Source organism: Ferrovibrio sp. MS7 (genome assembly GCF_038404985.1).
In the GTDB taxonomy this organism is placed as follows: domain Bacteria; phylum Pseudomonadota; class Alphaproteobacteria; order Ferrovibrionales; family Ferrovibrionaceae; genus Ferrovibrio; species Ferrovibrio plantarum.
In genome coordinates this window covers 1909859-1923418 of the sequence record NZ_JBBKBA010000001.1, presented here as the reverse complement: position 1 = coordinate 1923418, position 13560 = coordinate 1909859, and the positions used below count along the sequence as shown (strand labels likewise).

Sequence of the window (13560 nt, the reverse complement as noted above, 5' to 3'; positions counted from 1 at the left end):
TGATTGCACTGCCTTGATCAAAGCACGGCTATTTGCTTTGTCAAAAACTATTTGTATGCAAACAATTTAGGCGATCACTGCCTGATTTCGCGGCGCCTCAGCCGGTCGCCGCCGCCCGCCGTGCCCGGCGCCAGTTCTCGAAGCTGAACACACCCACCGCCACCCAGATGCAGGAGAAGGCGATGGCGTGATTGCTGGTGAAGCTTTCGCCCCAAAGCAGCGTGGCGAGCAGGAATTGCAGGGTCGGCGAGATGTATTGCATAAGGCCCATGCTGGCCATGGTGAGGCGGCTCTGCCCGGCACCGAAGGCGACCAGCGGGATCGCCGTGATCACTCCGGCGAAAACCAGCAGCAGCAGCGGCACCAGATCGGCGCTCAGCAAGCCATTCCAGGCCGGGCCCAGCGCACCGCCGCCATGCCAGGCCAGATAACCGATGGCGATCGGCAGCGGCAGCAGGATTTCCACCGTGAAGCCAACCAGGCTGTCGACCGGATTGCGCTTGCGCAGCAGCGCGTAGATGCCCCAGGAGATGGCAATGGCGAGCGAGATCCAGATGCCGGTATTGGCCGCCGCCGTACCCAGCACGGTGACACCGACCGCCGCCAGCGCCAGCATCGCCCATTGCACAGGATTGACCTTTTCCTTCAGCACCAGGCGGCCGAGCAGCACCGCCACCAGCGGGTTGATGTAATAGCCGAGCGAGGCCGACATCACCTGCCGCGTGTCGATGGCATAGACGAACAGCAGCCAGTTCAGCAGCATCATGGCGCTGGTGATGGCCAACACGCCGACCAGGCGGCGGTTGGCCACCGCTCGGGCCAGCAGCGGCAGCTTGCCCATCGCCGCCAGCAGAACAAAGCAGAGCAGACAGGCCCACAGCACACGCTGTGCGGTGATTTCCAGCGGCGTCATGAAGCCCGCCATGCGGAAATACAGCGGCGACAGGCCCCAGGCGCAATAGGCGATGGCGGCGAATAAAATTCCCATAAATATTGGTGACGAGTCCGACGCTTTCACCCCGCTTTGCAGGGCTTTGGCAGTGGCGTTCGACGGGGCTTGGCCAGGGGCAGCGGACACGGGTTTCCTCGCTGGGAAGCGCCAGGCCGGACTATGCCGCCAGGGAGACCAAGACTCGACCGGACTTCACGTTTTTTTTGCCTGGGGCGTTGCGGGACCCAGGGTCCCCACTTACATACCGGTCACAAGTGCAAACAGACAAGGGGTCCGGCCCGGCGCTCACAGCCTAAGGAGGCCGCCTCGGACTGCCTGAATCGAGGAGATGAGTAATGGCCAAAGTTATCGGCATCGACCTGGGAACGACCAATTCCTGTATCGCCATCATGGATGGCAAGACCCCGAAGGTGGTGGAGAACGCGGAAGGCGCGCGCACCACGCCGTCGATGGTTGCCTTCACCAAGGACGGCGAGCGCCTGATCGGCCAGCCGGCCAAGCGCCAGGCGGTCACCAACCCGGAAAACACCCTGTTCTCGGTGAAGCGCCTGATCGGCCGCGGCATCCGCGACGAAGCTTCGCAGAAGTTCACCAAGATGGTGCCCTACAAGGTGGTGGCCGGTGACAACGGCGATGCCTGGGTGGAAGCCGACGGCAAGAAGTACAGCCCGAGCCAGGTCTCGGCCTTCGTGCTGCAGAAGATGAAGGAAACGGCGGAAGCCTTCCTCGGCGAGAAGGTGACCCAGGCGGTCATCACCGTGCCGGCCTATTTCAACGACGCCCAGCGCCAGGCCACCAAGGATGCCGGCCGCATCGCCGGCCTGGAAGTGCTGCGCATCATCAACGAACCGACGGCGGCGGCCCTGGCCTATGGCCTCGACAAGCAGTCGGACGGCAAGAAGATCGCGGTCTATGACTTGGGCGGCGGCACCTTCGACGTCTCGATCCTCGAAATCGGCGACGGCGTGTTCGAAGTGCGCTCGACCAACGGCGACACCTTCCTCGGCGGCGAAGACTTCGACCTGCGCATCGTTGAGTACCTGGCCGATGAGTTCAAGAAAGAGAACGGCATCGACCTGCGCAACGACCGCCTGGCGCTGCAGCGCCTGAAGGAAGCGGCTGAGAAGGCGAAGATCGAGCTGTCGTCCTCGCAGCAGACCGAGATCAACCTGCCCTTCATCACCGCCGACCAGTCGGGCCCGAAGCATCTGGTGATGAAGCTCACCCGTGCCAAGCTGGAAGCCCTGGTCGACGACCTGATCCAGCGCTCGATCGAGCCCTGCAAGAAGGCGCTCAAGGATGCGGACCTCTCCGCCGGCGACATCGACGAGGTGGTGCTGGTGGGCGGCATGACCCGCATGCCAAAGGTGATCGAGGTGGTGAAGCAGTTGTTCGGCCGCGAGCCGCACAAGGGCGTGAACCCGGACGAAGTGGTGGCCATCGGCGCTGCCATCCAGGCCGGCGTGCTGCAGGGCGACGTCAAGGACGTGCTGCTGCTCGACGTCACCCCGTTGAGCCTCGGCATCGAGACGCTGGGTGGCGTGTTCACCAAGCTGATCGACCGCAACACCACGATCCCGACCAAGAAGAGCCAGGTCTTCTCCACCGCCGAGGACAACCAGAACGCCGTGACGATCCGGGTGTTCCAGGGCGAGCGCGAGATGGCGGCGGACAACAAGATCCTCGGCCAGTTCGACCTGATGGGCATTCCGCCGGCACCGCGCGGCGTGCCGCAGATCGAGGTGACCTTCGATATCGACGCCAACGGCATCGTGCATGTCTCGGCGAAGGACAAGGGCACCGGCAAGGAGCAGCAGATCCGCATCCAGGCGTCTGGTGGTCTGTCGGAAGACGACATCAAGAAGATGGTGCGCGACGCCGAGGAGCATGCGTCCGAAGACAAGAAGCGGCGCGAGGCGGCCGAGGCCAAGAACCAGGCTGAGTCGCTGATCCATGCCACCGAGAAGACCCTGGTCGATCTCGGCGACAAGGCTCCGGCCGGCGACAAGGCCGACGTCGAGGCCGCCATCGCCGACCTCAAGAAGTCGATCGAGGCCAATGACGCCGAGGCGATCAAGACCAAGGCGCAGAAGCTGAGCCAGATCGCCATGAAGCTCGGCGAGGCGCTCTACAAGGAACAGGGCGCGGCCGATGCGGCGGCGCCTGGCGGCGAGGCCGGCGCCGGTTCAGGCGCCGATGCCAAGAAGCCCGATGACGGCGTCGTTGATGCCGAATTCGAAGAAGTGAAAGACGATAAGAAAAAGAAGTAAGTCGGGAATGACCGACGGACCGGGCGCCCGAAACATCAGGGCGCCCGGTTCCGCGTCGGGCGGGGCTGCAAAGAATGGCGACCAAACGCGATTACTATGAAGTTCTGGGCGTGCCGCGTGGCACTTCGGATGCCGATGAGCTGAAGCGCGCCTTCCGCAAACTCGCCATGCAATATCACCCGGACCGCAATCCGGGCGACGCCAGCGCTGAGCAGAAATTCAAGGAATTGAACGAAGCCTACGACGTGCTGAAGGACGACCAGAAGCGCGCGGCTTACGACCAGTATGGCCACGCCGCCTTCGAGGGCGGCATGGGTGGCCCGCGCGGCCCCGGCGGCGCTGGCGGCGCCGGTTTCGATTTCGGCTCCTTCTCCGACATTTTCGACGATCTGTTTGGCGACATCATGGGCGGCCAGCGGCGCGGCGGCAGCAGCAATGCCAATCGCGGCTCCGACCTGCGCTACAATCTCGAGATCAGCCTGGAAGACGCCTTCCGCGGCAAGACCGTGCAGGTCCGCGTGCCGACCTCGATTGCCTGCGAGGCCTGCGACGGCTCCGGCGCCGAGGCCGGCGCACAGCCGATCTCCTGCCCCACCTGCAAAGGCTTCGGCAAAATCCGCTCCGCGCAGGGCTTCTTCACCATCGAGCGCGGCTGCCCGAGCTGCGGCGGCGCCGGCAAGGTGATCGAGCGTCCCTGCAAGATCTGCGGCGGCGCCGGCCGCGTGCATAAGGAAAAGACGCTCAGCGTCGATATCCCGCCGGGCGTCGATGAAGGCAACCGCATCCGCCTGGCTGGCGAAGGCGAGGCCGGATTGCGCGGCGGCTCGCCGGGCGATCTCTATGTCTTCATCTCGGTGGCGGCGCACCGCATCTTCCGCCGCGAAGGCCAGCATCTGCAATGCCGCGTGCCGATCTCGATGGCGACTGCCGCGCTCGGCGGCGTTGTCGAGGTGCCGACGCTGGATGGCGGCAAGGCCCGCATCACCATTCCCGATGGCACCCAGACCGGCAAGCAGTTCCGCCTGCGCGGCAAGGGCATGCCCGGCCTGCCGCAGCAGGGCCGCGGCAGCGGTTTCGGCGACCTCTATATCCAGGTCAATGTCGAGACGCCGGTGAAACTCTCCAAGCGCCAGCGCGAACTGCTGGAGGAATTCGCCGCCATCGACGCCGAAAGCACCAGCCCGGAAAGCGCCGGCTTCTTCGCCCGCGTCAAGGAAATGCTCGGCGGCAAGGCGGATTGACGGCAACGCCTGTGTCTGCCACACCGGAGGCAGCAGCATCCGGGAGGCTTTCATGAGTTCCGACGACACCCGCATCGGCATTATCGGCATCGGCGGCCGCATGGGCCAGGCGATCTTGCGCGTGGTGGCGGCAACGCCCGGCGCAGCCCTGGCCGGTGGCACCGAGCGTCCCGGCTCCGAGCTGGTCGGCAAGGATCCCGGGCCACTGGCTGGTCTGTCCGCTACCGGCACGCTCATCGAGGGCGACGCGGCACGGCTGTTTGCCGAAGCCGATGCGGTGATCGATTTCAGCGCGCCGGCTGTGCTGGCCAGCCATGCCGCGCTCGCGGCCCAGGCCAAGACCGCCTATATCGTCGGCATGACCGGGCTTGAGGACCAGCATTTCGATGCGCTGCGCAAGGCGGCGCGGCATTGCTGCGTGGTGCAGAGCTTCAACATGAGTCTCGGCGTCAACCTGCTGGCCGGCCTGGTGCGCCAGGTGGCTGCCTCGCTTGGCGACGACTGGGATATCGAGATCGTGGAAATGCATCATCGCATGAAGGTGGATGCGCCATCCGGCACTGCGATCATGTTCGGCGAGGCAGCGGCCCAGGGCCGTGGCGTGGCGCTCAAGGACGTGACCGATTCAGGCCGCGACGGCATCACCGGCGCGCGCAAAGCCGGCGCCATCGGCTTCGCAGCACTCCGCGGCGGCAATGTCGCGGGCGAGCATACGGTGATCTTCGCTGCCGATAATGAACGCCTGGAACTGACCCACAAGGCCACCGACCGCAGCATCTTCGCCCGCGGCGCGGTGCGCTGCGCATTGTGGTCGCGCGGCCGGGCGCCGGGGCTGTACAACATGAACGACGTGCTGGAGCTGAAGCAGGCCTAGCCGCTCAAGCGGCAACGGCGAAGTATTTCTCGAAGGCTGCCTTGCCGGTGCGGGTGACGCTGAGCGTGCGCGCGCCTTTCGCCTGCGCCACCCAGCCGGCCTTGAGGCAATGCCGTGCCAGCGCGGCACCAAGCGCGCCGGCCAGATGCGGCCGCCGCTCGCTCCAGTCCAGGCAGACCCGCGCCAGGCCGCGCCGAGCCACTTTCAGGCCCGCCAGGTCGATGCCGAGTTGGTCGAAGAAGGCCCTGCCCTGCTGTGTCAGGATGAAATCCTGCCCGCTGCGCTCGATACAGCCCCGGGCGATCAGCGCATCGGTCAGCTTCACGCCCAACTCGCCGGCAATATGGTCGTAGCAGGTGCGGGCACGGCGCATGTCCGCATCGCGCGGGCCGGGCAGCCGCTTCGGCTTCGGTGCCGCGCCGGCTACCGCCATAATCGCCTCCAGCGCCTGGGCCACCAGCGGACCGTTGAGGCGGAAATAGCGGTGCCGCCCCTGCGCCTCCTGGGCGAGCAGGCCGCCGGCCTGCAATTTGCCCAGATGGCTGGAGGCGGTGGAAGGCGCGATGCCGGCGATCAGCGCCAGTTCGCTGGCGGTGAGCGCCTGGCCAGCCATCAGCGCCGCCAGCATGTTGGCGCGGGCCGGATCGCCGATCAGCGCTGCGATTTCGGCCAGGCTCGGGCCGCTCTGGTGATCTGCAGTCATGCTTCGATGATAACCGAAGGGTGATTGCCAGACAAACTTCGACGCTGGCAAATTTGGCGGCAAAGGTTGACATTCTTTACCGCGCTTTTATATCAGACCTTGGTACGCTTCGGCTGCCTCCCGCCAAAATCTCGACAGGAGTCTTAAGCGCCGATGCCGCATCACACTCCCCTTATCGCCACCGTCGTCGGCGGCCTGGTGCTCGCCTTCATCCTGGGGGCCATCGCCAACCGACTGCGCATCTCGCCGCTGGTTGGCTACCTGCTGGCCGGCGTCGTGGTCGGGCCGTTCACGCCCGGCTTCGTCGCCGACCAGGCGCTGGCGCCGGAGCTGGCCGAACTGGGCGTGATCCTGCTGATGTTCGGCGTCGGCATGCATTTCTCGCTCAAGGACCTCCTCAGCGTGAAGGCCATCGCCATTCCCGGCGCCGTCGCCCAAATCGCGGTGGCCACGGTGCTTGGCATGGCGCTGGCCTGGGCGATGGGCTGGAGCATGGGCGGCGGCTTCGTCTTCGGCCTGGCGCTATCGGTCGCCTCCACCGTGGTGCTACTGCGCGCGCTGCAGGAACGCCACCTGATGGAGTCCGAACGCGGCCGCATCGCGGTCGGATGGCTGATCGTGGAAGACCTTGCCATGGTGCTGGCGCTGGTGCTGCTGCCGCCGCTGGCCGGCCTGCTGAAGGACGAGGCCGGCGGGCTGGGCGCACGCGAGATCGGCACGCTGCTGGCGATCACGCTGGGCAAGGTTGCCGCCTTCATGGCGCTGATGCTGATTGTCGGCCGCCGCGTCATCCCCTGGCTGCTGCATTACATCGCCCATACCGGCTCACGCGAGTTATTCCGCCTTGCCGTGCTGGCCATCGCGCTCGGCGTTGCCTATGGCGCCGCCGTGCTGTTCGGCGTCTCCTTCGCGCTCGGCGCCTTCTTCGCCGGCATGGTGTTGAGCGAGAGCGAACTCTCCCATCGCGCGGCGGAAGAATCGCTGCCGTTGCGCGATGCCTTTGCGGTGCTGTTCTTCGTCTCGGTCGGCATGCTGTTCGATCCCAGCATCCTGCTGCGCGAGCCGCTGCCGGTGCTGGCCACCTTCATCATCATCGTGATCGGCAAGTCGGTGGCGGCCCTGGCGCTGGTTCTCGCCTTCCGCCACAAGCTCTCCACCGCGCTCACCATCGCCGCCAGCCTGGCGCAGATCGGCGAATTCTCCTTCATCCTGGCGGCACTGGGCCTGCATCTTGAATTGCTGCCGCCGATGGGCCGCGACCTGATCGTTACAGGTGCCATCCTCTCGATCCTGGCCAACCCGATCTTCTTCGCCTCGCTAGACCGGCTCAAAGGCTGGCTCGAAAAACGCGAGGGCAAGGAGCCCGCACCGGAGGACAAGGAGAGCGCTGCCGCCGAAAAACTGGTGCCTACCGTCCTCAGCCAGCACGCCGTGGTGATCGGCTTCGGCCGCGTCGGCAGCCTGGTGGCCGAGGCGCTGCGGCGCGAGAACCGCGCGCTGCTGGTGATCGAGGAACGCCAGAAGCTCGCCGAGCAGGCCCGCGCCGCCGGTTTTGAAACCTTGCTCGGCAATGCCGCGGCGCATGACATGATCGAGGCGGCGAATATCGCGGGCGCGCGCTGGATCTTCGTAGCGATCCCGAATGCCTTCGAGGCCGGCCAGATCGTCGAGCAGGCGCGCAAGGCCAATCCCGATCTCAAGATCGTCGCCCGCGCCCATGCCGATGGCGAGGTGGATTACCTCAGCAATCTCGGTGCCGACCTGATCGTGATGGGCGAGCGCGAAATCGCGCGCGGCATGATGGAGCGGGCCTTCCCGCAGCCGACATAGCGCCGGTTAAACGACGTCGAGCGTACGCAGGCCGGCGCCCGGCGGCTGGCGCCAGCGCCACAGCGCATCGCGCAAGGCCTCGGCCAGTTCCAGCCGCTCGGGCGGGCTGAGGAACTGTCCGACCGGGATGCCCCGGCCATGGCTCCAGAGCGTCACCTGATGGCTGTCCGGCTCCTCATCGCATTCCACCTGCACCCAGTAGGGCTGCAACTGCCATTGCTTCTGCTGGCCGCGCGCGGTGACGCGGCGGATGGTGAGGCTGGAGCCATCCAGCGTGACATATTCCCGCGCCCGCGCCTGGGCATAGCTGTAGCGGAAGGCCAGCCATAGCAGCAGCACTTCCAGGCCGCAGAAGCCCATCACCGGCCAGGCCCCGGCGAGCCAGAAGGCCACCCCGGCAGCGAAATTGATCAGCGCCACGCAGGCGATCAGGATGAAAAAGCCGCGCCGCCCGAGCGAGCGGTGCGGGCGCAACTCGGCCTGGAAGAAGGGATGAGCCGCCTGATCCATGACGGCTAGATTACTCCTAGCCGGCCGGGCGGCAAGCCACTGATTGACGCCGCCCCGCGCAAGCCTTAACCCTGGGGCCTAGTTTTCGGACAGTAGTTACAGGGACAGGCATCATGGCGCCCAAGCTCAACCCGCTGAAATTGAACCCGCTGCAACTCAAGACCCTGACCCTGCTGCAGGCCATTGCTGAAATAGCGGGCGAGCCGCTGGCCGATGGCCGCGTGCGGCTGCACCAATTGCCCTCGCCGCATGGCAACCATTTCCATATCGGCGCCGCCGTGGTCTCGGGCGCCGATGCCACCGGCCTGCATAACGAGGCGGTATGGGTGGCGTTGGGCCGCAAAGGCCTGGTCGAGCCCGGCATGACCCTGACGCCGGCCGGCCTGGCCTATGAAACCGGCCTGCGCGACAAGATTCTGCATCGCGCGGACCACTGACCATGCTGCTCACCCTCGGCGATATCGAAGCGGCGGCACGGCGCATCGACGGGGCGCTGACCCGCACGCCCTGCCTGCAATCGCGCACGCTGTCGCAGCTCGTCGATGCCGAGGTGTGGCTGAAATTCGAGAACCTGCAATTCACCGCCAGCTTCAAGGAGCGCGGTGCGCTGAACAAGCTGCTGCAACTGAACGCCGATGAGCGCAGGCGCGGCGTCATCGCCATGTCGGCCGGCAATCATGCACAGGGTGTCGCCTACCATGCCGGGCGCTTAGGCATTCCCGCCACCATCGTGATGCCGGGCTTCACGCCCTATGTGAAGGTGCGCCATGTGCGCAACCACGGTGCCCGCGTGCTGCTGGAAGGCGAGACGCTGGCGGAAGCCGCCGCCAAGGCGCAGCAGCTTGCCGCCGACGAGGGCCTGGTCTTCGTGCATCCCTATGATGATCTGGCGGTGATGGCCGGCCAGGGCACGGTGGCGCTGGAGATGCTGGAACAGGCACCGCACCTGGATGACCTGGTGGTGCCGGTGGGCGGCGGCGGCCTGATCGCCGGCATGGCCATCGCGGCCCATGCCAAGCGGCCCGGCCTGCATCTCTATGGCGTCGAGGGCGAACTCTACACAGCAATGTATCAGCAGATGCATGACCAGCCGGTGCAGGTTGGCGGCATCTCGATAGCCGAGGGCATCAGCGTGCGCGATATCGGCCGCGCACCGATGCAGGTCGCCCGCCAGTTGGTGCGCGACGTGCTGATCACCAGCGAGGCCGAGATCGAGCGCGCCATCGTGCTGCTGGTGGAGATCGAAAAGACCGTGACCGAGGGCGCCGGTGCCGCCGGCCTCGCCGCCTTGCTGGCGCATAAGCAGCTCTTCCAGGGCCGCCGCGTCGGCATCGTGCTCACTGGCGGCAATATCGACACCCGCCTGCTCGCCTCCGTGCTGATGCGCGGCCTGGTGCGCGATGGCCGGCTGGCACGGCTGATCGTCACCACCGACGACGCGCCGGGCCGCCTGGCGCGCGCCGCCGGCATCATCGGCACCACCGGTGTCAACATCATCGAGGTGGCGCATCAACGCCTGTTCACGCTCGCCTCGGCGAAATCCACCGAAATAGAATTCGTGGTGGAAGCCCGCGACCGCGCCCATCTGGAAGAACTTGTGACGGCCCTTGGGGCAGCCGGGCTGCGCGCGCGCTTGGCGGCAATAGGCATCTAGACCGTTCCCTTCGCATACGGAACCGACTGCGTTGCGTCTGGAGGCGGTAGCCCGCAAGGAGAAGCGCGCAGCCGGTACTGGACGTACCGGCAAGCGTTTCGACGCCGCGGATGCCGCCTCCAGACGCAACCCCTGTGGGGCCGGGTGACTTTGCATTTTGGGTGCGTCGCCCGACTTGGCCGTAGCCCCACTACGCCCTGCGTCGGGCTCCTACCCAAAATGCAAAGTCACCTCGGCGCAGCGAATCCGTATGCAAAGGGAACGGTCTAGCCTATTCTGGCTGCCTTACCCTTCGGGAGGAAACAATGGGACGCGTATCGAACAAGGTCGCCCTGATCACGGGCGGCGCCTCAGGGCTTGGCAAGGCGACCGCCATCATGATGGCACGCGAAGGCGCCAAGGTGGCGCTGGCCGACCGCAACTTCGCTGGCGCCAAGGCCGTGGCCGACGAGATCGGCGCCAATGCCATCGCGGTGGAACTGGACGTCACCAAGGAAGACCAATGGATCAAGGCGCTGGATGCGGTGGAAGCCGCTTTCGGCGGCCTGAACGTGCTGGTGCACTCCGCCGGCGTCGGTGTGCTGAAGAATGTGGAAGATGTCAGCATCGAGGAATGGGACTTCGTGCATGACGTCAACCTCAACGGCCCCTTCCTTGGCAACAAGCATGCCCTGCCGCGCATGAAGGCGCATGCGCCGGGCTCGATCATCATCATCTCATCGGTTTCCGGCATCATCGCCGGCCACAATATGGGCGCCTACAACACGTCGAAAGCCGCCGCCCGCATGCTGGCCAAGACCACGGCTTTGCATTGCGCCAAGCGCGGCTACAAGATCCGCTGCAACTCGGTGCACCCCACCTTCATCGACACGCCGATGGTGCAGTCGATGATCTATGCCGGCGGCGACCCGGCCAAGACGCGCCAGAAGCTGGAATCCCAGGTGCCGCTCGGCTGCCTCGGCGACCCGGACGACGTCGCCTATTGCATCCTCTACCTGGCTTCCGACGAGTCCAAGTTCGTCACTGGCGCGGAATTCGTCATCGACGGCGGCATCACCGCCCAATAAGCCGGCAAATCCCGCCCGCCCCGTTCCGTGGCCCATCCTGTGACCCCCGTCTTGTGATGGGGGCCACATTTTATGGGCTGGAAAAACCCCGTGAATCGCTGCATCTTGGGGGGCATGACAGCCGCCCCCAAGCTGCCAGTTTCGCCTAAGCAGCCCGTGCTTATTGTCGTGCACCAGGAGCAATCCACCCCCGGACGCATCGGGGATGAATTGCAGGCGCTGGGCTATTCCCTCGATATCCGCCGCCCTTGCATCGGCCATGAACTGCCGCGCGACATGAGCGGCCATGCCGGCGTGGTGGTGTTCGGCGGGCCGATGAGCGCCAACGACGACCACCTGCCTTTCATCCGCCGCGAACTGGACTGGATTCCGATGGCGGCGGCCAGCGGCAAGCCCTATCTCGGTGTCTGCCTCGGCGCGCAGATGCTGGCCCGTGCCGCCGGCGCCCGCGTCGCGCCGCATGCCGATGGCTGGCATGAAATCGGCTATTACCCTCTGCAGGTCAGCGCCGCCGGCCGTGCCCTGTTCCCTGAGAAGCTGCATGTCTACCAGTGGCATGGCGAGGGCTTCGACCTGCCCAAGGCAGCCGAGCATCTGGCCAGTACGAAATGGTTTCCGAACCAGGCCTTCGCCATGGGCGGCAATGCCTTCGGCATCCAGTTCCACCCGGAAGTGACCGGCGCCATGATGCGGGTATGGACCACGCGGGCGGCGCATCGCCTGGTGATGCCGGGCGCACAATGCCGCCAGACGCAATATGCTGGCCATGCCCGCCATGACGGCGGCATCGCCGCCTGGCTGCGCGGTTTCCTGCCGCGCTGGCTCAATGGCACGGCGCTCAAGCCTGGCGTGAAACCGGCCCAGAAAGCGGCGCAGCAATTGGCCCCGGCGCCGCTCGCCGACGCGGCGGATTAGCCCTGCTTTTCCAATATCGCGACGAAGAAGCCGTCGGTGCCATTGCGGCCCGGCGTCAGGCGCAGATAGGTGTCCGAGGTCGGGCAAGGCCCGCCGATGGCGCGGCCCCATACATCGGCAACCGGCAGCGGCTTGAAATCGCCATGGCCCTTCAGGAACGCTGCGATCTGCGCTTCGTTCTCTTCCGTCAGCACCGAGCAGGTGACGTAGATCAGCCGGCCGCCCGGCGCCACCAGGCGCGCGGCGCGCTCGAGGATTTCAGCCTGGCGCTGGGTCAGTTCGACGATGTCATTCTCGCTCAGGCGCCAGCGCGCATCGGGCTTGCGCCGCCAGGTGCCCGTCCCTGAACAGGGCGCATCCACCAGCACACGGTCGGCCTTGCCGGCCTGGCGCTTCAACCATTTGGCTTCCAGCGGGCGGCACTCGGCATTATGTACACCGGCGCGGCGCAGCCGCAGCTTGGCCCGCGCCAGCCGCTTCTCGCTGACATCGCAGGCAATCAGGCGGCCGTTGTTGCGCATGGCGGCGCCGATGGCGAGCGACTTGCCGCCAGCCCCGGCGCAAAAATCCACCACCAGCTTGGCGCCTGCTGCTTCCACCAGCATCGCCGCCAGTTGCGAACCTTCATCCTGCGGCTCGATCAGCCCCTCGGCGAAGGCTTCCGTGTTGTTCACATAGGCCTGCGGCCCAAGGCGCAGTCCGGTGGGCGAAAGCGGCGTGGCTTGCGCGCGCATGCCAGCGGCGTTGAGCAGGCCAAGCGCGGCATCGCGCGTGGTCTTCAGCAGGTTGACGCGCAGATCCAACGGCGCCGGGCGCAGCATCGCCGCCATTTCCAGATCGAAATCGGCGCCGAAGCGGGTGCGGAAACGCGGCTCGATCCAGGCCGGCAGATTGTGGCGTGCCACCGCCGGCATCTCGGGATGCTCCAGCGTGTGGCCCTCCAGCGGCCGCAGCAGCCGCGACATCGGCTCGACTTCGCTTTCCGCCAGGCCCAGCGATGCGACCGCGCCATCAGCCTTGGCGCCCTGCGCCAGGATGCGCCAGGCGGCGACGCGCAGGTCATTGCCCGGCGCCACCTTGCCCTCGCCCGAGCGGGCCAGCCACCAGTCGATCCGGCCGCGCTGGCGCTGCACTTCCTCGACAAGGTTGACCAGCGCCGAACGCTCGGCGGCATCGAAGCGGCGGTGATTGGCCTTCATCCAGGCATGCAGCACGCGATCGCCCGGTTCGCCGCTGGTGAAAATCGCCTCCAGCAACTGCACCGCGCCGGCAATCACCGCGCGCGAGGAACCAGGACGGATCTTGTGCGGCGGCCGCTGTTGCGGCTTCTCGGCCCCGGCCCTGTCTGAATCACGCCGGCCTGGGCTGCGCCGGTCTGGCTCGCGCCGCTCTGGGCCTCGCTTGTCAAAACCGCGTTTTTCATAACCCCGGTTGCCGGCTTCCCGCTGATCCGGGCCGCGCCTGTCGGCATCGCTCCTGTCGGAATGCGGCAGATCCGAGCGCGGCCTGTCGGAACGGGGCCGGTCAGAGCGTGGCCGATCAGA

Annotated in this window: 12 protein-coding genes; 8 read left to right on the top strand and 4 right to left on the bottom strand. The window is 66.2% G+C overall.

Features of this window, described 5'->3' with window-relative positions:
* Positions 1-97: 97 nt before the first annotated feature.
* A complete protein-coding gene (gene rarD, locus V6B08_RS09175; protein WP_341979913.1) occupies positions 98-988 on the bottom strand; it encodes an EamA family transporter RarD in 891 nt (296 codons plus the stop codon).
* A gap of 299 nt (positions 989-1287) precedes the next feature.
* Here rarD and dnaK point away from each other — a divergent pair, with 299 nt between their 5' ends.
* The 3 genes from dnaK to dapB all read left to right on the top strand — a co-directional run bounded on the left by dnaK (position 1288) and on the right by dapB (position 5337).
* Positions 1288-3222, top strand: coding sequence for a molecular chaperone DnaK (gene dnaK, locus V6B08_RS09170; protein WP_341979911.1), 1935 nt, complete (start codon positions 1288-1290; stop codon positions 3220-3222).
* Positions 3223-3296: 74 nt separating this feature from the next.
* Entirely contained in the window at positions 3297-4463 is a 1167-nt protein-coding gene (gene dnaJ, locus V6B08_RS09165) for a molecular chaperone DnaJ (protein WP_341979909.1), read from the top strand.
* A gap of 52 nt (positions 4464-4515) precedes the next feature.
* Entirely contained in the window at positions 4516-5337 is an 822-nt protein-coding gene (dapB, locus tag V6B08_RS09160; RefSeq protein WP_341979907.1) for a 4-hydroxy-tetrahydrodipicolinate reductase, read from the top strand.
* 4 nt (positions 5338-5341) lie between these two features.
* Here dapB and V6B08_RS09155 read toward each other — a convergent pair whose 3' ends face one another.
* The gene (locus tag V6B08_RS09155) at positions 5342-6040 is read right to left on the bottom strand and encodes an ArsR/SmtB family transcription factor (RefSeq protein ID WP_341979905.1); all 699 of its coding nucleotides are present in this window, start codon (positions 6038-6040) and stop codon (positions 5342-5344) included.
* Between the two features lie 153 nt (positions 6041-6193).
* Between V6B08_RS09155 and ybaL the strand changes: the two genes are divergently transcribed.
* Positions 6194-7870 (top strand): YbaL family putative K(+) efflux transporter, encoded by a 1677-nt coding sequence (gene ybaL, locus V6B08_RS09150; RefSeq protein WP_341979903.1) that lies wholly within the window; start codon positions 6194-6196, stop codon positions 7868-7870.
* A gap of 6 nt (positions 7871-7876) precedes the next feature.
* Here the strand turns inward: ybaL and V6B08_RS09145 are convergent, their stop codons facing one another.
* Positions 7877-8380, bottom strand: a complete 504-nt coding sequence (locus tag V6B08_RS09145) for a DUF2244 domain-containing protein (RefSeq protein ID WP_341979901.1) — start codon at positions 8378-8380, stop codon at positions 7877-7879.
* A gap of 113 nt (positions 8381-8493) precedes the next feature.
* Between V6B08_RS09145 and V6B08_RS09140 the strand changes: the two genes are divergently transcribed.
* The 4 genes from V6B08_RS09140 (at position 8494) to V6B08_RS09125 (ending at position 12016) form a co-directional block, all read left to right on the top strand.
* The gene (locus V6B08_RS09140; protein WP_341979899.1) at positions 8494-8817 is read left to right on the top strand and encodes a hypothetical protein; all 324 of its coding nucleotides are present in this window, start codon (positions 8494-8496) and stop codon (positions 8815-8817) included.
* A gap of 2 nt (positions 8818-8819) precedes the next feature.
* A complete protein-coding gene (locus V6B08_RS09135) occupies positions 8820-10034 on the top strand; it encodes a threonine ammonia-lyase (protein WP_341979897.1) in 1215 nt (404 codons plus the stop codon).
* Between the two features lie 305 nt (positions 10035-10339).
* Positions 10340-11101, top strand: coding sequence for an SDR family oxidoreductase (locus tag V6B08_RS09130; RefSeq protein ID WP_341979895.1), 762 nt, complete (start codon positions 10340-10342; stop codon positions 11099-11101).
* Between the two features lie 156 nt (positions 11102-11257).
* On the top strand, positions 11258-12016 hold the full coding sequence (locus tag V6B08_RS09125) for a glutamine amidotransferase-related protein (RefSeq protein WP_341979893.1): 759 nt from the start codon (positions 11258-11260) through the stop codon (positions 12014-12016).
* Here V6B08_RS09125 and V6B08_RS09120 read toward each other — a convergent pair.
* Positions 12013-13293 carry an RsmB/NOP family class I SAM-dependent RNA methyltransferase gene (locus tag V6B08_RS09120; RefSeq protein WP_341979890.1) on the bottom strand — a complete coding sequence of 427 codons (1281 nt, stop codon included), beginning with the start codon at positions 13291-13293 and terminating at the stop codon, positions 12013-12015. The two genes, V6B08_RS09125 and V6B08_RS09120, sit on opposite strands and share 4 nt — an antisense overlap.
* Between the last annotated feature and the right edge of the window lie 267 nt (positions 13294-13560).